Raw genomic sequence first — 18,742 nt, 5'->3', positions numbered from 1 at the left:
CTATTTACTTTTCTTTCAAAACGGGGAGTGAAAGGTGATAGCGTACAGCCAGGAAGCGAATCAGGCAGGTAACGATAAAGCTTACCACCGCGCTTATTTCGGCTGCAACACCCAGTTCGGCAAGTCCCCAATAGGCCACGCCGCCTATCACACAGGCCATCGCATAAATCTCCTTATGGAATATCACGGGCTCGTTGTTCAGCAACACATCACGGATCACACCACCAGCCGAACCGGTGATACAGCCCATGATAATAGCCACCCAGAAAGGTTGTCCGAAGGCTAAACTCTTCTGGATACCGGCAATCGTAAAGAGTGCCAAGCCCAAGGTATCAAACACAAACCAAGCGTTCTTCAAGGGCTCCATCCATTTACCGAAAAGCACCACGGTAAGCAGTGCTACTGCGGTACAAATCAGATAGATAGCGTTGGTCATCCAGAATGGCGTGGTGCCTAACATCACATCGCGGATAGTACCGCCACCGATAGCCACAGCCACACCGCACACATAGCCGCCAAACCAGTCGAAATGCTTGGCTGCCGCATGTCTGATACCCGAAATGGCAAAGGCGAATGTGCCCAACAACTCTATGAGCTTATATATTAATTCCTGATCCATATTCATCATTAGTCCTCGTAACGTTTTCCCCAATAATTCACCATGCGCTGGTACATCTTCTCCTCCGACGGATTATGCTGTCCGTGCCAGATACGCTCGTCTTGAAGCGCATCGGGCATATACTGCTGCGGTGTAAAATGCCCAGCAAAGTCGTGCGGATACTTATAGCCGTCGTGATAACCTAAATCTTTCATCAGCTGCGTGGGCGCATTACGGATGGGCAGCGGCACAGGCTGATTACCTGTACGGCGCACCAGGTCGAGCGCAGCATCCACACCCAAGTAGGCGCTGTTACTCTTAGGCGATGTGGCCAGATAAACCGTTGCTTCGGCCAAAGGTATGCGCCCCTCGGGCCAGCCTATCTTCATCACCGCATCAAACGCGGCATTGGCCAGCAGCAAGGCATTTGGATTGGCCAAGCCGATATCCTCAGAGGCGCTGATTACCAGTCTTCGGGCGATAAACTGAGGGTCCTCACCTCCCTCAATCATACGTGCCAGCCAATACAAGGCGGCATCAGGATCGGAGCCTCGGATACTCTTGATAAACGCCGAGATGATATCGTAGTGCATCTCGCCATCCTTATCATAAGCCAATGGATTCTGCTGCAGACGGTTCACCACCTTCTCGTCGGTAATCACTACTTCATCCCCTGCTTCAGCTTCAACAACCAACTCTAAGATATTCAACAACTTACGCGCATCACCTCCACTATATCTCAGCATCGCGTTGGTTTCCTTCAGCACGATGTTTCGCTCCTTCAGGATAGCGTCGGTATGGATGGCACGCTCCAGAAGTTTCTGCAGATCGTCCTTCTGTAACGACTTGAGCACATAGAGCTGACAGCGCGACAGCAATGGACGTATCACCTCGAACGACGGGTTCTCGGTCGTGGCACCTATTAGGGTAACGATACCCTTCTCTACAGCCCCCAGCAGCGAGTCCTGCTGCGACTTTGAGAAACGATGTATCTCGTCAATAAATAATATAGGTGATGCCTCGTTGAAGAACCTGCCCTTCTGAGCGCGCTCAATCACCTCGCGCACATCCTTCACACCACTCGTTACAGCCGAGAGCGTGTAGAAGGGTGTTTCTAACTTGTGGGCGATAATCTGGGCCAGAGTGGTTTTACCCACTCCAGGAGGGCCCCAAAGGATAAACGAAGGTATGCGTCCTGCGTCGATCATCTTACGCAGAACAGCTCCCTCACCCACCAGATGTTCTTGTCCGATATACTCATCTAAAGTGCGTGGACGCAGTCTTTCAGCTAATGGTTGTGCCATATTCGGGCACAAAGTTACGCTAAATTGCGATAATTACAAAAAATTATGGCCAAAAACTTGCGAATAAAAAATAAAGTGGTTACATTTGCACAAAAATTAGTAGAATAATATGGCAAGAACAAAACAACAACAACCGGAAAGTAATCCGTCATTATCAATTAAGAGTGTAACCAAGAGTAGTGTTTGGGACATCCAGGAGAATGATGTCTTCCGTATGTGGGAGGCCGCTTGCAAGGATGCCGAAGTAAAGGAAAACGTAAAGCACTACATCCAGATCTTTAAGAGTGCCTTCTTTATCGAGGATCTTCGCGACGATTCTGCCCCTATCCGCAAGAGCTACGAAGGTCGTGGTTATAAAGTGGCCACTATTAAGTTCGACGATAACATGAAATTCATCTGGGCCATCAAGAAGCGCCCCATCAGTCGTGTCACCGATTTAACTTACGAGAATATCCGTCACATCTCAGCAACCCAGTTGCTCGAGGTTATCGACCGCAACTTTGGTGGCGGTTGGGATTCGCTCTCACAGTCGATTCAGGACATTATCCAGAGCGGTTTCGATATCTCTACCACTACCCTGCCTAAGGACCGCTTGCACAAGAAAGGCGGCATGTACGACAAGAAGGTAGAGGATGGCTACGAGGTACTCGAGGTGCCCAAAGGTGGCTGGGTTGAGGCTATCTTTGCTAAGTTGAAGCCCGAGGAGATCAAGCTGCGCATGCAGTTGCGTAACGGCGAGGACGACGACTTTGATGAGGACGACGACTCTGACGTAATCGTTGAGGACAACTACAGCTCACATGACGAGGAAGATGAGGAGGTAGATGGACCAAACGACGAGGATATCACCGAGGACAACTACTCAACAATGATGGACCTTGGCGACGACTCTGACGAGGAGAGCTCTGAGCTCATCGACTTCTCTGAGGAATAATAAGTGTACATTCACTTAACAACAACCCAATAAAACTATAACCTAATTATGATGATTCCTCAAGTATTCTGGCTGGTGCCCATCGCATCGATCGTGGCATTAGGCATGGCGTACTATTTCTTCACTCAGATGATGAAAGCCGATGAGGGTACGCCGCGAATGAAAGAAATTGCGCTCTATGTGCGCAAAGGTGCTATGGCCTATCTAAAGCAGCAGTACAAGGTAGTAGGCATTGTGTTTGCGGTGCTCTGCGTGCTGTTTGCCTTTATGGCCTACGGACTGAATGTTCAGAACCCTTGGGTACCGTTTGCCTTCCTTACAGGCGGTTTCTTCTCGGGGCTGGCTGGTTTCTTTGGCATGAAGACAGCTACTTATGCTTCGGCGCGCACAGCAAATGCCGCCCGCGAGAGCTTGGATGCCGGTTTAAAGATTGCCTTTCGTTCGGGAGCTGTTATGGGACTCACCGTAGTTGGTCTTGGTTTGCTTGATATAGCCATCTGGTTCGTAGTGCTTAACAACTTCGATGCCGATGGCTTAATTTCTATCACCACAACGATGCTAACCTTTGGTATGGGTGCTTCTACCCAGGCGCTATTTGCGCGTGTGGGCGGTGGTATCTACACCAAGGCTGCCGACGTGGGTGCCGATATCGTGGGAAAGGTTGAGGCTGATATCCCAGAGGACGATCCACGCAACCCCGCTACCATTGCTGATAACGTAGGCGATAACGTGGGCGACGTAGCTGGTATGGGTGCCGACCTGTACGAGAGCTATTGCGGCTCGGTACTCTCTACTGCCGCACTGGGTGCAGCTGCCTTTGGTGTGGCTGGCTTGGAGATTCAGCTCAAGGCGGTTATTGCTCCTATGCTGATTGCTGCCGTAGGCGTGTTCCTCTCGCTGCTGGGCATCTTCCTGGTTCGTACTAAGGAGGGCGCTACCATGAAGGATCTGTTGCGTTCGCTCTCGGTGGGCACCAACGTGAGTGCCATCCTGATTGCTGCCGCAACCTTCTGCATCCTGTATCTGCTGGATATCCAGAACTGGCTGGGCCTTTCGTTCTCGGTTATCGCGGGTTTGGCAGCAGGCGTTATCATCGGTCAGGCTACCGAGTATTACACCTCGCACAGCTACAAGCCCACCCAGAAGATTTCGGAAGCCGGACAGACGGGTGCCGCAACGGTTATCATCAAGGGTATCGGTACAGGTATGATTTCTACCTGCATCCCTGTTATCACCATTGGTGTGGCCATCATGCTCAGCTATCTATGCGCCAACGGATTCGATCTCTCTATGTCGTCGGAATCCCTGGCTCACGGTCTTTATGGTATCGGTATCGCTGCCGTTGGTATGCTCTCAACACTGGGCATCACCTTGGCTACCGACGCTTACGGACCTATAGCCGATAACGCAGGCGGAAACGCAGAGATGTCGAGCTTAGGCGAGGAGGTTCGTCACCGTACCGACGCTCTCGATGCCCTGGGTAACACCACAGCTGCTACCGGTAAGGGCTTTGCCATCGGTTCTGCCGCACTCACCGCTTTGGCGCTGCTGGCCTCGTATATCGAAGAAATAAAGATTGCGATGACCCGCGCTGGCGTGATGATGGAGAACGTAAAGGGCGAGCTGATATCAGCTGCCGATGCCAATATCCCCGACTTCATGAACTTCTTCCAGGTTAACCTGATGAACCCCAAGGTGATTGTGGGCGCCTTTGTAGGTGCGATGGCCGCCTTCCTGTTCTGTGGTATGACGATGGAGGCTGTGGGACGTGCAGCAGAGAAGATGGTGCAGGAAGTTCGTCGTCAGTTCCGCGAGATAGCAGGTATTCTCGAAGGTACAGGCACGCCCGATTACGGCCGTTGTGTTGAAATCTCTACCCGTGCTGCTCAGCACGAGATGGTTATCCCATCCGTTCTGGCCATCCTTATTCCTATCATCGTAGGCTGCGTGCTGGGTGTTGCCGGTGTGCTCGGACTGCTGGTAGGCGGACTGGCTGGCGGCTTTACCTTGGCCGTATTCATGGCTAATGCCGGTGGCGCTTGGGATAATGCTAAGAAGAATATCGAAGAGGGTGCCTTTGGCGGTAAGGGCTCGTTTGCCCATAAGGCCTGTATCGTAGGCGATACCGTTGGCGATCCCTTCAAGGATACCTCGGGTCCGTCGCTCAACATCCTGATCAAGCTCATGTCGATGGTCAGTATTGTAATGGCGGGACTCACCGTAGCATTTATGTAACACATAACAATGAAGCAACTACTCACTACTTTCGTATTCTGGCTTTGCTGCACTTTAAGTGCGCAAAGCCAGATTTTTACCTCAACAGCTATTCCCGATAGCGTGTGGCAAACCATGCAGGGCAAAACCTGGCACGATAATCCTTACATCAAGCGTAGCGACTTACGCTACCTGAGGATTTCGCATGTTGATTTGGAAGGCCGCACCCATGTGGGCGAGATGATCTGTAACAAGCTGATAGCCGATAAGCTGCTGGCCATATTCCGCGAACTGTATAAGGCCCACTACCCCATCCAGCAGATGCGCCTGCCCGATGTGTACGATGCCGACGACGAGCGCCAGATGCGTGCCAATAACAGCAGCTGTTTCTGTTACCGCAACATTTCGGGCTCCAAGAATCTGTCGAAACATGCACGTGGCTTAGCCGTAGATATCAATACGCTGTATAACCCCTACGTACGCTACAGCAAAAAAGATGGCAGCCAGATTGTAGAACCTGCAACTGCCAAGAAGTATGTCAACCGCACGGCTGATTTTCCGTATAAGATTACCCGTAACGATTTGTGTTACAAGTTGTTTGTAAAATACGGCTTTAGCTGGGGCGGAGCCTGGAAAAACAAAAAGGATTACCAGCACTTTGAGTTTATTGGGCGTTAATGCGCTGGGTGTAAGCATCCATCACACGGAATCCATAATCCAGTAATGCGGCCGATTCGGTGAATCGTGTCGCATGTTTTCTGCTGTTCAGCAGCACCAGATATAACGTATGCCCGTTGCGGGTAGCCGATGAGGCCAGACAGTAACCTGCCTGCCTGGTATAACCCGTTTTAATGCCGATACAGCCTTCGTAAGTGTGCAGCAGGGCATTAGAGTTACGGCAGTCCATATGGCGCCCGTCGGTCAGCGGAACGGCTTTCTCGGCGGTGCCCACAATACTGGCAAACATGGTGTCGCGCATAGCGTAGCGGGCCAGCTTTACCAAGTCGGCAGCACTGCTGAAGTTATTGTCGTTAGGCATACCGTTAGGGTTGGCAAAGTGCGTGCTGTCCATGCCCAAGTACTGCGCCTTCTGGTTCATCAGGTCGTAGAATCGTAGCGTGTCGCCACCCACATGCTTGGCCAGCGCGTAGGCAGCATCGTTATCGCTGATCATCATCATCTCGTAAATCAGATCGAGCATCACGTACCCCTGTCCCAACCGTACACGCGAATCACGGTTAATAAACACATCCTCAGTAATATCGATGCTGTCGCTCAGATTACCCTTCTCAAGCGCAATCAGAGCAGTCATCATCTTGGTGATCGAAGCCATATAGCGACGCTTAAAACCGCATTTCTCACTAATCACAATACCCGTAGAGTCATCCACCAGCATCCAGGCATCGGCGGTGAGCGAATCCAGCTTTGTACGCCCCTCTATCGAGTCGGGATTCAGCACCGCACGCAGCGAAGTGGTGTCGATTCTGCTTATTTTTTCCAGTCGTATCTGCTCAGGTGTGAGCTCTATTTTCTCGTCGCTCCTCCCAAAACGACACGATGCCAGCACCACTGCCAGCATCATTGTTATAGTGATATATCTCTTTTTCATTGGTATATTCTTACAGTTTTTACTATTTTTGCCCGCAAAGGTACACATTTTTTCGATAAAATAGTCAATTTCCGAACAATTTTAGTTAACTTTGCACTCGGAAATGGAAAAGATCATACTTGGGATTGACCCCGGAACCAATTTAATGGGTTACGGACTGCTGAAGGTGGTGGATGGCAAGGCGCAGATGATGACGATGGGTGTTATCGATTTGCGTAAGTTTCCTGACGCCTATCTCAAGCTGGGTCATATCTTCGAACGTGTCACCGGCATCATCGACGGGTTCCTACCCGACGAAATGGCTATCGAGGCACCGTTCTTTGGCAAGAACGTGCAGTCGATGCTGAAGCTGGGACGTGCTCAGGGCACTGCGATAGCTGCTGCTGTGCACCACGGCGTTCCCATTCACGAGTATGCCCCCATGAAAATCAAAATGGCACTTACCGGTAATGGTGGTGCCTCGAAAGAACAGGTGGCTGGTATGTTACAGCGCCTGCTGAAGATTCCCAACGACGAGATGGGTAAGTATATGGACGCTACTGATGCGCTTGCTGCTGCCTATTGCCATTTCCTGCAGATGGGGCGCCCCGAAAGCGACGTGAAATATCGTGGCTGGAAGGATTTCATCAACAAGAACCAGGATAAAGTATCTAAGAGAAAAGAGAAAGCATGAAGACGATTGAACTAAAGAATGCAACCGCACGTAAGCCAGAATGGCGTTTGGCTGAGCCAGTAGACTTCCATCTCGACAAGGGCGAACACGTGGCTATTGTAGGTCGTAACGGCGGCGGTAAGAGCATGCTGGTAGATATGATTACCGGCAAGCATCCCGTGTACCCCGACCAGATAAGCTATTCTTTCACCGAACCGTATAACAACTTGAAACACATCACGTTCCGTGACACCTACGGCGGTGACAACGATCGTACATACTTTCTGCAACAGCGTTGGAACCAGATGGAGATCGACGAGGAAACGCCTACTGTTGGCAGCAAGCTCGAAGAGGCATTTCTGCTGGCAGGTGCCGACACCCCTGAGCGTCGTGCTTTCCAGAAGCATCTCTACGATCTGTTCCATCTTAACGAACTACTCGACAAATATATTATCCTGCTGAGTAGCGGCGAACTGCGCAAATACAAGTTGGCATCCAACCTGTTTACCAAACCTCAGGTGCTGATTATCGAGAATCCGTTTATCGGTCTTGATGCCGAGACCCGCGATCAGGTAAAACAGCTGCTCACCATGCTGGCTGCCGAACAGGACATGCAGATGATCTTGGTACTCTCGAAGATGGACGAGATACCCGAGTTTGTAACCCGTGTGATAAAAATGTCGGATCTGCGCTTTGTGCAGGACATTCAGGTGAAGACCAGCTTCCCTATCGATCACTGTCCGCACGCCATTCTCCTGAAAAAGCCCAATCTTACCATTCCCCCAATGCCACAGGAGATTATCAAATTCAACAACGTTACCATCCGCTACGGCGAGCGTACCATCCTGAAGGATTTGAACTGGGTGGTGCTCAAGGGCGAGCATTGGTCGCTGTCGGGTCAGAACGGTGCAGGTAAATCTACCCTACTCTCGCTGGTTTGTGCCGATAATCCTCAGGCCTATGCCAACGACATCTCGCTGTTTGGCCACAAGCGCGGCAGTGGCGAAAGCATCTGGGATATCAAGAAGCATATCGGTTACGTGTCGCCCGAGATGCACCGCAGCTATAAGCAGAACATCCCCGCCATACAGATTGTGGCCAGCGGCCTGAAAGATACCGTAGGCCTGTATGCCCGCCCCACAAAGCAGGAAAAGGATTTGTGTATCGAGTGGATGAACCTGTTTGGCATTAAGCACCTGGCCGACCGCAAGTTCCTTGAGATGTCGAGCGGCGAGCAGCGCCTGGTACTGCTGGCACGCGCCTTTGTAAAGAGTCCCGATTTGTTGATTCTCGACGAGCCGCTGCACGGACTTGATCTGTGCAACCGCAATCTGGTTAAGACGATTGTGGACCGTTATATGTTCGAGAATCCCGATCGCACGCTCATCTACGTAACACATTACGAAAATGAGTTACCAAAATGTATTGATAACTCATTGTATTTAACTAAGCATTAATATTTCACTTACTTATTTCTCCATCAGAGCCGCTGTACGCACACGCGACAGTGTCTCTGGTGTCATCTGCAGGTAGCTGGCAATGTAAACCAGCGGAGCACGCAGTACCAGCTGAGGCTGATTCTTAACCAACTTCTGATAGCGGTCCTGTGCGCTCTCAAAGCGCAGCATATCGGCGTGGTGCTGACTCAGGATGAGGCTCTCCTCCAGAATCTTACGATACAGAATCTGGATGTTCACACTCTTCATAGCCACAGCCTCCAGGTCGGCCTTTGGCAGCGCAATCAGGATGGTTGGCTCCAAGGCCTTGATCTGTAACTGCGAAGGCTGCTCGCGGAACAGGCTCTCGATACACATCACGATCGAGTTCTCGGTGGCCATATATTCGGTCAGTTCCTTATCGTTCTTGAAATAAAACTGTCGCACCAGTCCACGTACCACCCAGTAGATATTGGTACAGGTCTCGCCCTCCTTCAGAATGAGTTCGTTCTTAGCAAACTTCATCGGTACGAGAATACTCTCCAGCAGGTCGAGCTCTTCGTGCGTCATTGTACTGTATCGACGGGCCAGTTCTCGTGCCACGTCTCGGGTTGTCAAGCTAACATTTGCCATAGATTATTGTTTGTTTTTAGTCCAATTTCAATACTGCGAGGAAGGCCTTCTGTGGCACCTCCACGTTACCAATCTGCTTCATACGCTTCTTGCCTCGCTTCTGTTTCTCCAGCAGTTTACGCTTACGGCTCACGTCGCCACCATAACACTTGGCGGTAACATCCTTACGCACCTGCTTAACCGTTTCGCGGGCAATAATCTTAGCACCGATGGCAGCCTGGATGGCGATGTCGAACTGCTGACGTGGAATCAGCTCCTTCAGCTTCTCGCACATACGGCGACCAAAGGTCACAGCGTTGTCCTGGTGTGTCAGGGTGCTCAGGGCATCCACAGGCTCACCATTCAACAGAATATCGAGCTTAGCCAGTTTCGAGGGACGGAAGCCGTCGATGTGGTAATCGAACGAAGCATATCCCTTTGATACCGACTTAAGTTTGTCATAGAAGTCGATCACGATTTCGCCCAGCGGCAGCATAAAGTGCAGCTCTATGCGGTTGCCGCTCACGTACTGCTGATCAAGCAGCTCGCCGCGCTTATCCAGACACAGCGTCATGATCGGACCGATATAATCGGCAGCGGTAATAATCGATGCACGGATATATGGCTCCTCAATACGGTCGATCATGGTCTGGTCGGGCAGTCCGCTTGGGTTGTGCACCTCCTTCACCTCACCCTGCTTGGTGTAGCACATATAGCTTACGTTGGGCACGGTGGTAATCACATCCATATCAAACTCGCGGTCCAGTCGCTCCTGGATAATCTCCATATGCAACAGTCCGAGGAATCCGCAACGGAAACCGAATCCCAGGGCTACCGAGCTCTCGGGCATGAATGTGAGCGATGCATCGTTAAGCTGTAGCTTTTCGAGCGACGCACGCAGGTTCTCGTAATCGGTAGGATCGATAGGATAAACACCCGCAAACACCATAGGTTTAACCTCCTGGAAGCCCTCGATGGCCTTGTCGCAGGGGTTAGCCACATGCGTGATGGTATCACCCACCTTTACCTCTTTCGAGTTCTTGATACCGCTGATGATGTAGCCCACGTCGCCTGTCTTCAGCTCTTTGCGGGGAATCATATCCATCTTCAGCACACCAATCTCGTCGGCATCGTACTCCATGCCGGTATTAAAGAACTTCACGTGGTCGCCGCTCTTAATCGAGCCGTTTACAATCTTGAAGTAAGCAATGATACCGCGGAACGAGTTGAATACCGAGTCGAAAATGAGCGCCTGCAGCGGAGCCTTCTCGTCGCCCACCGGGTGTGGAATCTTCTCAACTACAGCGTTCAGTATCTCTTCAACGCCTTCGCCGGTCTTACCCGAAGCACGGATAATATCCTCGCGATCGCAGCCAATCAGGTCGATAATCTCATCTTCCACCTCATCGGGCATGGCGCTGGGCATATCAATCTTATTGATTACAGGGATAATCTCCAGGTTATGGTCGATGGCCATATAGAGATTTGAGATGGTCTGTGCCTGTACACCCTGTGTGGCATCCACCACCAGCAGTGCGCCCTCGCAGGCTGCGATAGAACGGCTCACCTCGTACGAAAAGTCGACGTGTCCCGGAGTGTCAATCAGGTTCAGTATGTATTTCTCTCCCTTGTAAGTGTATTCCATCTGGATAGCGTGACTCTTGATCGTAATACCACGTTCACGCTCCAAGTCCATATCATCGAGCATCTGTCCCTCGGTCACCTGTATAGTCTTAGTGTACTCCAGCAATCTGTCAGCCAGAGTAGATTTGCCGTGATCGATGTGGGCGATGATGCAGAAATTTCTTATATGATTCATTGTAGATTCTATGCTTTAGACTGCAAAATTACAAAAAAACTCTCAGAAATCACATAATTTTGCTTTTTTTTGTATCTTTGCAGGCAAAAAATAGCATTCGTTATGAAAAAGTATTGGATATTGGGTGTTATCACCCTGTTATTTAGCGCTTGTCAGGAGAGTCTGGAGGACCGCTGCGAGCGCGATGCCAAGGAGTACACGCGCAAGCATTGCCCCACAGCCATCGATGAGAACACAGTGATCGACAGTCTGGTTTTCGAACGCGCCACACACACCATACATTATTATTATAAGCTTACGGGCGTGGCCGACGAGGAGCAGACTCTGAAGGATGTTGATGCCGTTAACGTGCTTAAGCAGGGCCTTAAGAACGCTACAGCCGTTAAGGTGTATAAAGATGCCAAGTACCGCTTTGCTTACACCTACCGCTCCAGCAAGGATCCAAAGCAAGTTCTGTTAGATGTGGTTTTCACAGAAAAGGATTATTAAAATAAAATTCCCCCGCCGGTTGGCGAGGGAATTCTTTTTTTTATTCAGCTGATTCCTCAGGTTTCATGTTAGTGTAAACGGTCTGAACGTCGTCAAAGTCCTCCAGCTTCTCAACCATCTTGTCGATAGTCTCACGCTGCTCGGCTGTAACGTCCTTCAGGTCGTTAGGAATGCGGGTGAACTCAGCACCAGTAACCTCGAAACCGTTCTCCTCAAGGTGCTTCTGCACAGCGCTGAAGCTTGAAGGATCGGCATAGATAGTGATGCTGTTCTCCTCCTCGTCCTCGTCGTACTCATCCTCTACGCCGTAGTCGATCAGATCCAGAATCATCTCGTCCATATCCAATCCGTCCTTCTTCTTAAAGGTAAATACGCTCTTGTGGTCGAACAGGAATGAGAGCGAACCCTGTGTGCCCAGGTTACCGTTGAACTTGTTGAATACCGAACGAACGTCACCTACAGTACGTGTGGTGTTGTCGGTCAGTGTCTCAACAAAGATAGCGATTCCGTGAGGTCCGTATCCCTCGTAAGTTACTTCCTTGTAATCGCTCTGGTCCTTACCCATAGCGTTCTTGATAGCACGCTCAATGTTGTCCTTTGGCATGTTCTCGCGCTTAGCGTTGGCAATGATAGCACGCAGCGCGGGGTTGTTCTCTGGCTCTGGACCGCCTGCCTTCACGGCAATAGCAATCTGCTTACCAATCTTTGTAAATGTCTTGGCCATGTGGCCCCATCGCTTCAGCTTTGTAGCTTTACGATATTCAAATGCTCTTCCCATATACTTATTTAAATTTAGAAATTCAAAAATGTAAAAATGTAAATATTAGCGCAGTTCTGCATTCAGCTGCTTTTTCAGCTGTGCGATGAGCTTGTTCATGATGGCCTCAATCTGCTTGTCGCCCATGGTCTTCTCCTCGTCCTGCAGGATAAAGTTCACGGCGTAGCTCTTCTTGCCGGCAGGCAGCTTGTCGCCCTCGTAAACGTCAAACAGCTCTACCTTCTTCAGCAGCTTCTTCTCGGTCTGGCGGGCAATCTGCTCAATCTGGGCAAACTCTACGCTGTTGTCGACCAACAGGGCCAGGTCGCGACTAACGGCTGGGAACTTGGGCACCTCGGTATAAAGCACCTCGTTCTTCTTAATCACCTTCATCAGCGCAGTCCAGTTCAGCTCGGCGTAGAATACAGGTGCATCCAGTCCGAACTGCTTCAGCAGCTTCTTGGTAATGATACCCATCTCGATGAGTTTCTTACCGCCACGGTTCTCGATGGTGAGACCGGCAGAGAAGATATCGTTCTCGCTCTTCTTGCGAACAATCATTCCTGGCTTCACACCGATACGGCGCAGAATGTTCTCAACATAGGCGCTCAGCTCGTAGAAGCTGCTCTCCTCGTTAGCGTGAGCCCAGCTGCCCTCAACACGCTTACCTGTGAGCCACAGGGCAGCATGATACTGCTCCTTGTAAGCCTGCATAGGATCGTCGAGGTTTGCCTTCTCAGGATCAAATGTATATACGTTACCGAACTCGAAGAAACGCAGGTTAGCGCGCTTGCGGTTCACGTTGTGCTGTACGCTCTCCAGTCCACCAAACAGCAGAGTCTGGCGCATCACGTTCAGGTCGGTACTCAGTGGGTTCATAATCTTCACGCAGTTCTCGGCAGCGTAGGCATTATGTCCCTCGTAGTAAGCACCCTTAGTGAGCGAGTTGTTCAGGATTTCGTTGAATCCCTCACCTACCAGCTGCTCGCTTACGATATTAGCCAACTTGTGCTTCTGGTCCTCATCGCCCTTAATCACAAGCGAACCCTTCAGCTGGGTTGGAATCTCTACATTATTATATCCGTAGATGCGCAGGATATCCTCTACTACATCGCAAGGACGGGTAACATCTACACGGTAAGCAGGAATCTCCAGCTTCAGGCCCTCGGCAGTCTCCTCCAGTACCTTCATCTCCAGACTCTCGCAGATGGCCTTGATCTTATCGGTAGGAATCTCCTTACCAACCAGGCCGTGAACATACTGATATGAGAGATCCACTACGGCGTTCTCCATCTTCTCGGGATATACGTCCACAATGTCCATGCTCACCTTACCGCCAGCCAGCTCCTTACACAGGATAGCGGCCTGCTGCAGGGCGTAGATGGTGCCATTGGGATCCACACCACGCTCAAAACGGAAGCTGGCATCGGTGCTCAGTCCGTGGCGGCGTGCGCTCTTTCTGATCCATGTTGGGTGGAAGTAGGCACTCTCAAGTACCACGTTCTTAGTGGTCTCGTAAGTACCGCTACCCTTACCGCCGAATACACCGGCAATACACATGGGGTCCTCGGCATTGCAGATAGCCAGGTCGCGGTCGCTCAGCTTGTGCTCCTCGCCATCCAGTGTCTGGAATGGAGTGCCCTCGGGCATGGTCTTTACTACTATCTGATGACCCTTTACCATGTCGGCATCAAAGGTGTGCAGAGGCTGTCCGTAAGCCATCATCACGTAGTTGGTGATATCTACGATATTGTTGATGGGGCGCAGTCCGATGGTGTTCAGCTTGTTCTTCAGCCAGTCGGGACTCTCCTTTACCTCGCAGTCGCTGATGCTTACGCAGGCATAGCGCTTGCAGGCCTCGGTGTTCTCAATTTTCACCTCGATGGGCAGGTCGTGATTGTCAACAGTAAACTTCGAGCAGTCAGGACGGTGCATCTTGGTCTCGTAGCCATTGCTCTTCAGCCAGGCATACAAGTCGCGTGCCACACCCCAGTGGCTCAGTCCGTCGGCACGGTTGGCGGTGATATCAACCTCAATCAGCCAGTCGCTCTCCAGGTTGTAGTATTCTGCAGCAGGTGTGCCCACTACAGCATCCTCGGGCAGTACGATGATACCATCGTGACTGGTACCAACACCAATCTCGTCCTCGGCACAAATCATACCGTTGCTCTCCACGCCGCGCAGCTTGCTCTTCTTAATCACAAACTCCTTATCGCCATCGTAAAGCACGCAGCCCAGATCGGCCACAATCACCTTCTGACCAGCGGCAACGTTAGGCGCACCGCACACAATCTGCGATGGCTCGCCCTTACCCAGGTCAACCGTTGTTACATGCAGATGGTCTGAGTTAGGATGAGCCTCGCAGGTAAGCACCTTACCCACGTACAGGCCCTTCAGACCGCCTTTAATACTCTGTACTTCTTCCAATGCGTCGACTTCCAAACCTGTCGATGTCAGTGCATCGGCCACCTGCTGTGCAGTCAGGTCGAAATCAACGTATTCCTTCAACCATTTGTAGGAAATATTCATTATACCAATTCTTTAGTAATTACTATCTTCGAAATTTCAAGGTGCAAAGGTAGTAAAAAATTGGTATTTACACAAATTTTTCCTGCAAAATCTACTCAATACACTTCATTAAAAAATCTACAGCGCCGTTTATACCGAATTTTCGCACATCCAGGCTGATATCGTAGTTGCGTGCATCGAACCATTCGCAGCCTGTATATGTCTTAGTATATAACTCTCTGCTATAGTCGTTATCCACCACCATAGCAGCGGCATCGCGCAGGTCGAGTCCGTATTTTTCAGCTATGCGGCGCTTACGGCAATCCTCACTGCTGTGCACAAATATCTTGAGTGCATTGGGGTGATCCTTAAAGATATAGAATCCGCAGCGACCCACAATCACACAACTCTCCTTCTGGGCTATCATCTTGATAGTCTGGCACTGGGCTTCAAACAGCTCATGACTGGTCTGATCCTGCTCAGCCCCGTCGTACTCGGCCTTAGCCATATAGTTGCGATAAAAGTTGGTGAAATCGTCGCGCCACAGAGGGTTGCGTGCTTCAATCTTTTCCATAGCGTCCTCAACTGCTTGTGTGCGTTTAGCTACCTCGTTCAAAATCTGCTTGTCGAGCAGCTTAACACCTAACCTTCGAGCAATCTCAGCTCCGATCTCGTGTCCGCCGGTACCAAACTGGCGACTGATCGTAATCACAAATTTCTCATCCTTATTCATATCGTTCCAAATTTTTAGTTAATAGATTCATTCGTATTTTATGGTGCAAATATAAAAAAAAGATTTGGAACTTCCAAACCTTTTTCTTATTAATTTTTGCATTTTTACATTTTTCAATTTTTACATTGTTCAATGTATTGAGCTGCCGCTTCGGCGCATCGCTCGCCATCCACACCAGCACTCACAATGCCGCCTGCATAACCGGCACCTTCGCCGCACGGGAAAAGTCCCTGAACCTGAACATGTTGCAGCGTTTCCTTATCGCGAACAATTCGCACGGGACTCGACGTACGCGTCTCAACCGCAATCATCACCGCCTCGTTGGTCAGGAATCCGTGGGCGCTCTTTCCAAAGGCCTTAAAGCCCTGCTGCAGTCGATGCGAAATCATCTTAGGCAGCCAGAAGTGCAACGGACTGGATATCAATCCAGGTGCATACGACGATTTGGGCAGATCGTAACTCAGTTTGCCGTTCACAAAGTCGGCCATACGCTGTGCCGGAGCCGTCTGCTTCATATTGCCCTGCTGCCAGCACATCTTTTCAAGCTGCTCCTGAAACGCCATCACCTGTAATGCCTTATTTTCAATTTTTACATTGTTAAATTCTTCCATTTTTACATTTTCCAGATCTTCCGGACGCACCTCAACCACCATACCCGAGTTGCTCCACGCCGTACCGCGGTTAGCCGGACTCATGCCGTTCACCACAATCTGCTCCTTATCCGTAGCCGCAGGAATCACGAATCCACCGGGACACATGCAGAACGAGTAAACCCCTCGTCCATCAACCTGTGTCACCATCGAGTACTCGGCAGCAGGCAACCATCGGCCCCTACCTTGTTTATTATGGTACTGTATCTGGTCAATCAACTTGCTGGGGTGCTCCAGTCGCACGCCCACCGCAATACCCTTGGCCTCAATCTCAATCTTAGCTTCAGCCAGATAGCGGTAAACATCGCGTGCCGAATGACCTGTAGCCAGAATCACCGGTCCACGGAATTCTAATTGTCCGTTCGCAGATACAGCTTCCACACCTACCACTCTATCCAAATGGTCAATGGTCCGCTCCAGCTTTGCTGGCTTGCAAGGCAAGAACGGTCCATGTTCAATGATCAAACGCGTCATACGCGTTTGAAAGTGCACTTCGCCACCGCAGTTAATGATGGTGTTACGCATGGCCTCGATCACCTTTGGCAATCGGTCGGTACCAATATGCGGATGTGCATCGGCCAGGATAGCCGTCGAGGCACCATGCTGACAGAACACATTCAGAATTTTCTCGATATTACCACGCTTTTTGCTGCGTGTGTACAGTTTACCGTCGCTATAGGCACCAGCACCACCCTCGCCAAAGCAGTAGTTACTCTCACCGTCAACCTGCTGCGTGCGGCTGATGTTGGCCAAATCCTTCTTACGGTCGTGTACGTTCTTACCGCGCTCCAATACAATCGGGCGCAGTCCCAACTCTATCAGACGCAGGGCAGCAAACAGTCCGCCAGGACCTGCTCCCACCACTATTACCTGTGGCCGTCCTTCAACGTTCGGGTATTCTGTGTGCTGGTATTCATCGTCGGTAGGCAGTTCGTTCACATACGTGCGCACCTTTAGGTTCACGTATATCTGTCGCTGGCGCGCATCAATGCTGCGTTTCAGTATGCGTACACCCTTGATATCGCTCGGGTTCAGTCCATACTCATCGCCCAGGTAGTTCTTCAGTCTGTCCTCCTGTGCTGCCACCTCCGGCGTTACTCTTATCTGGTATTCGTTAATCATTATATCATGTATTTGGGTGCAAAGGTACTCACTTTTTTCGAAAATGCTTGGATGTTTATACTTTTTTTTCTATCTTTGCAAAGTGATAACTAAAAACATAAGCAATATGACGCTACAATTTACCAATAACGAAGGTCACGCCATCATTACCCTTTGCGGACGACTCGACACCTCATGTGCCATGCAGACACAAGCCGAAATCAATCAGTTTTTGTCGGCCCAAGGCCCCATCCAGAGTGTTACCATTAATGCTGCAGAGCTCGAATACGTGTCGAGTTCGGGTTTGCGCATCCTGCTTTCGCTGGCCAAACAATATAAGGATTTCAAACTTGTTGAGGTTAATGCCGATGTTTTCGACGTACTTAGCATGACCGGTTTTGTAAAGATAATGTGCGTAGAACGCGCTCTGCGCCAGATGAGCATCGAGGGTTGCGAGATCCTCGGTGTGGGCGGCGTAGGCACCGTTTATCGCTACAACGACGATACCATTATAAAAGTGTTCCGAGATGGTACCACCATCGACGAGGTGCGCAACGAGATAACCATGTCGAAAGAGGCCTTTGTGATGGGTATGCCTACCGCCATCTCGTTCGATATCGTCAAGGTAGGCACGCAGTACGGTCTGGTTTACGAGCTACTGCATGCCGATACCCTCAGTTCGCTCATCATGCACCAACCCGAGCGTATCGCCGAGTATGCCCGTAAGTATGCCAATCTGTTCCACCAACTGCATGCCATCCAGGTGCCAGCCGATAGCTGTGTGCCCAATGCCCTCGAGCACGAACGCAAACAAGTACTGCATATCCGTCGGTATTTTTCACAAGAAAATATCGACCTATTACTCCAGATTCTCGATGCCGTGCCCGCTGGCAATCGCTTGCTGCATCTCGACCTGCAGGCCAAGAATGCCATGGTGCAGGGCGACGAACTCATGCTCATCGACATGGGCGAAGTGGGCTATGGGCACCCCGTACTCGACCTGGCACACGCCTATTCGTCGATGGTTCAGTTAATTGGTGATTACGAGGCTATCATCGGCATGCCCCGCGAGTTAGGCAAGCATTTTTTTGATCTTGCTATCGACTATTATTTCGAGGATCTGCCAGCCGATGTTATTGCCCTACGCAAACAGCAGATAGCCGCTGTGGCAAGCATCCGTAACTACAGTTGGCTTGCCCTCAGCGACTCCTTCCCCGAGGCTGTCATCCAGCAGTGTCAGCAAGCCTTCAACGAGCGTGTCACTCCCCATCGCGACCACATCCTCAACGTCATCAGCACCCTAAAAGAATGGTGCTGATAACGTTA

16 protein-coding genes are annotated in these 18,742 nt (G+C 50.6%); 7 read left to right on the top strand and 9 right to left on the bottom strand.

Features of this window, described 5'->3' with window-relative positions:
* Positions 1–4: 4 nt before the first annotated feature.
* The gene (locus BLU97_RS05770; RefSeq protein ID WP_074760656.1) at positions 5–628 is read right to left on the bottom strand and encodes a trimeric intracellular cation channel family protein; all 624 of its coding nucleotides are present in this window, start codon (positions 626–628) and stop codon (positions 5–7) included.
* Positions 628–1,902 (bottom strand): replication-associated recombination protein A, encoded by a 1,275-nt coding sequence (locus BLU97_RS05765; RefSeq protein WP_074760655.1) that lies wholly within the window; start codon positions 1,900–1,902, stop codon positions 628–630. Before BLU97_RS05765 ends, BLU97_RS05770 begins: the two co-directional genes overlap by 1 nt.
* A gap of 109 nt (positions 1,903–2,011) precedes the next feature.
* On the opposite strand from BLU97_RS05765, the gene BLU97_RS05760 reads away from it, so the two are divergent.
* Genes BLU97_RS05760 through BLU97_RS05750 form a run of 3 tightly spaced genes read left to right on the top strand, consistent with a single transcriptional unit; the run spans position 2,012 to position 5,728 of the window.
* Positions 2,012–2,836, top strand: coding sequence for a hypothetical protein (locus tag BLU97_RS05760; protein ID WP_049769076.1), 825 nt, complete (start codon positions 2,012–2,014; stop codon positions 2,834–2,836).
* Between the two features lie 45 nt (positions 2,837–2,881).
* Positions 2,882–5,071, top strand: a complete 2,190-nt coding sequence (locus BLU97_RS05755; protein WP_139208855.1) for a sodium-translocating pyrophosphatase — start codon at positions 2,882–2,884, stop codon at positions 5,069–5,071.
* Between the two features lie 9 nt (positions 5,072–5,080).
* A complete protein-coding gene (locus tag BLU97_RS05750) occupies positions 5,081–5,728 on the top strand; it encodes a M15 family metallopeptidase (protein ID WP_074760653.1) in 648 nt (215 codons plus the stop codon).
* On the opposite strand, the gene BLU97_RS05745 is transcribed toward BLU97_RS05750, so the two are convergent.
* Positions 5,715–6,659, bottom strand: coding sequence for a D-alanyl-D-alanine carboxypeptidase family protein (locus BLU97_RS05745; protein ID WP_074760652.1), 945 nt, complete (start codon positions 6,657–6,659; stop codon positions 5,715–5,717). The two genes, BLU97_RS05750 and BLU97_RS05745, sit on opposite strands and share 14 nt — an antisense overlap.
* A 103-nt stretch (positions 6,660–6,762) precedes the next feature.
* Between BLU97_RS05745 and ruvC the strand changes: the two genes are divergently transcribed.
* Together ruvC and BLU97_RS05735 are read left to right on the top strand one after the other, a co-directional pair.
* The gene (gene ruvC, locus BLU97_RS05740; protein WP_013064900.1) at positions 6,763–7,332 is read left to right on the top strand and encodes a crossover junction endodeoxyribonuclease RuvC; all 570 of its coding nucleotides are present in this window, start codon (positions 6,763–6,765) and stop codon (positions 7,330–7,332) included.
* Positions 7,329–8,768: an ATP-binding cassette domain-containing protein gene (locus BLU97_RS05735; protein ID WP_074760651.1), complete on the top strand. Its 1,440-nt coding sequence runs from the start codon at positions 7,329–7,331 to the stop codon at positions 8,766–8,768. The genes ruvC and BLU97_RS05735 overlap by 4 nt, the downstream gene beginning before the upstream one ends.
* 12 nt (positions 8,769–8,780) lie before the next feature.
* Here BLU97_RS05735 and BLU97_RS05730 read toward each other — a convergent pair whose 3' ends face one another.
* The gene (locus BLU97_RS05730) at positions 8,781–9,380 is read right to left on the bottom strand and encodes a Crp/Fnr family transcriptional regulator (protein ID WP_074760650.1); all 600 of its coding nucleotides are present in this window, start codon (positions 9,378–9,380) and stop codon (positions 8,781–8,783) included.
* 16 nt (positions 9,381–9,396) lie between these two features.
* Positions 9,397–11,178 (bottom strand): translation elongation factor 4, encoded by a 1,782-nt coding sequence (lepA, locus tag BLU97_RS05725; RefSeq protein WP_074760649.1) that lies wholly within the window; start codon positions 11,176–11,178, stop codon positions 9,397–9,399.
* A gap of 102 nt (positions 11,179–11,280) precedes the next feature.
* Between lepA and BLU97_RS05720 the strand changes: the two genes are divergently transcribed.
* On the top strand, positions 11,281–11,667 hold the full coding sequence (locus BLU97_RS05720; protein ID WP_074760648.1) for a hypothetical protein: 387 nt from the start codon (positions 11,281–11,283) through the stop codon (positions 11,665–11,667).
* Positions 11,668–11,707: 40 nt separating this feature from the next.
* Here BLU97_RS05720 and BLU97_RS05715 read toward each other — a convergent pair whose 3' ends face one another.
* From BLU97_RS05715 to BLU97_RS05700, 4 genes are all read right to left on the bottom strand, one after another.
* Entirely contained in the window at positions 11,708–12,445 is a 738-nt protein-coding gene (locus tag BLU97_RS05715; protein ID WP_074760647.1) for a YebC/PmpR family DNA-binding transcriptional regulator, read from the bottom strand.
* Between the two features lie 45 nt (positions 12,446–12,490).
* Positions 12,491–14,953: a phenylalanine--tRNA ligase subunit beta gene (pheT, locus tag BLU97_RS05710; protein ID WP_074760646.1), complete on the bottom strand. Its 2,463-nt coding sequence runs from the start codon at positions 14,951–14,953 to the stop codon at positions 12,491–12,493.
* 91 nt (positions 14,954–15,044) lie between these two features.
* Positions 15,045–15,665 carry an AAA family ATPase gene (locus BLU97_RS05705; RefSeq protein ID WP_074760645.1) on the bottom strand — a complete coding sequence of 207 codons (621 nt, stop codon included), beginning with the start codon at positions 15,663–15,665 and terminating at the stop codon, positions 15,045–15,047.
* 113 nt (positions 15,666–15,778) lie between these two features.
* A complete protein-coding gene (locus BLU97_RS05700; protein WP_074760644.1) occupies positions 15,779–17,437 on the bottom strand; it encodes an NAD(P)/FAD-dependent oxidoreductase in 1,659 nt (552 codons plus the stop codon).
* A gap of 106 nt (positions 17,438–17,543) precedes the next feature.
* On the opposite strand from BLU97_RS05700, the gene BLU97_RS05695 reads away from it, so the two are divergent.
* Positions 17,544–18,734, top strand: a complete 1,191-nt coding sequence (locus tag BLU97_RS05695; protein ID WP_074760643.1) for an STAS domain-containing protein — start codon at positions 17,544–17,546, stop codon at positions 18,732–18,734.
* Positions 18,735–18,742: the final 8 nt, after the last annotated feature.

Origin of the sequence: Xylanibacter ruminicola, from assembly GCF_900107775.1 — a bacterium.
In the GTDB taxonomy this organism is placed as follows: domain Bacteria; phylum Bacteroidota; class Bacteroidia; order Bacteroidales; family Bacteroidaceae; genus Prevotella; species Prevotella ruminicola_C.
Note: the sequence above shows the minus strand (reverse complement) of the source record. Positions and strands in the feature narration are given on the sequence as shown.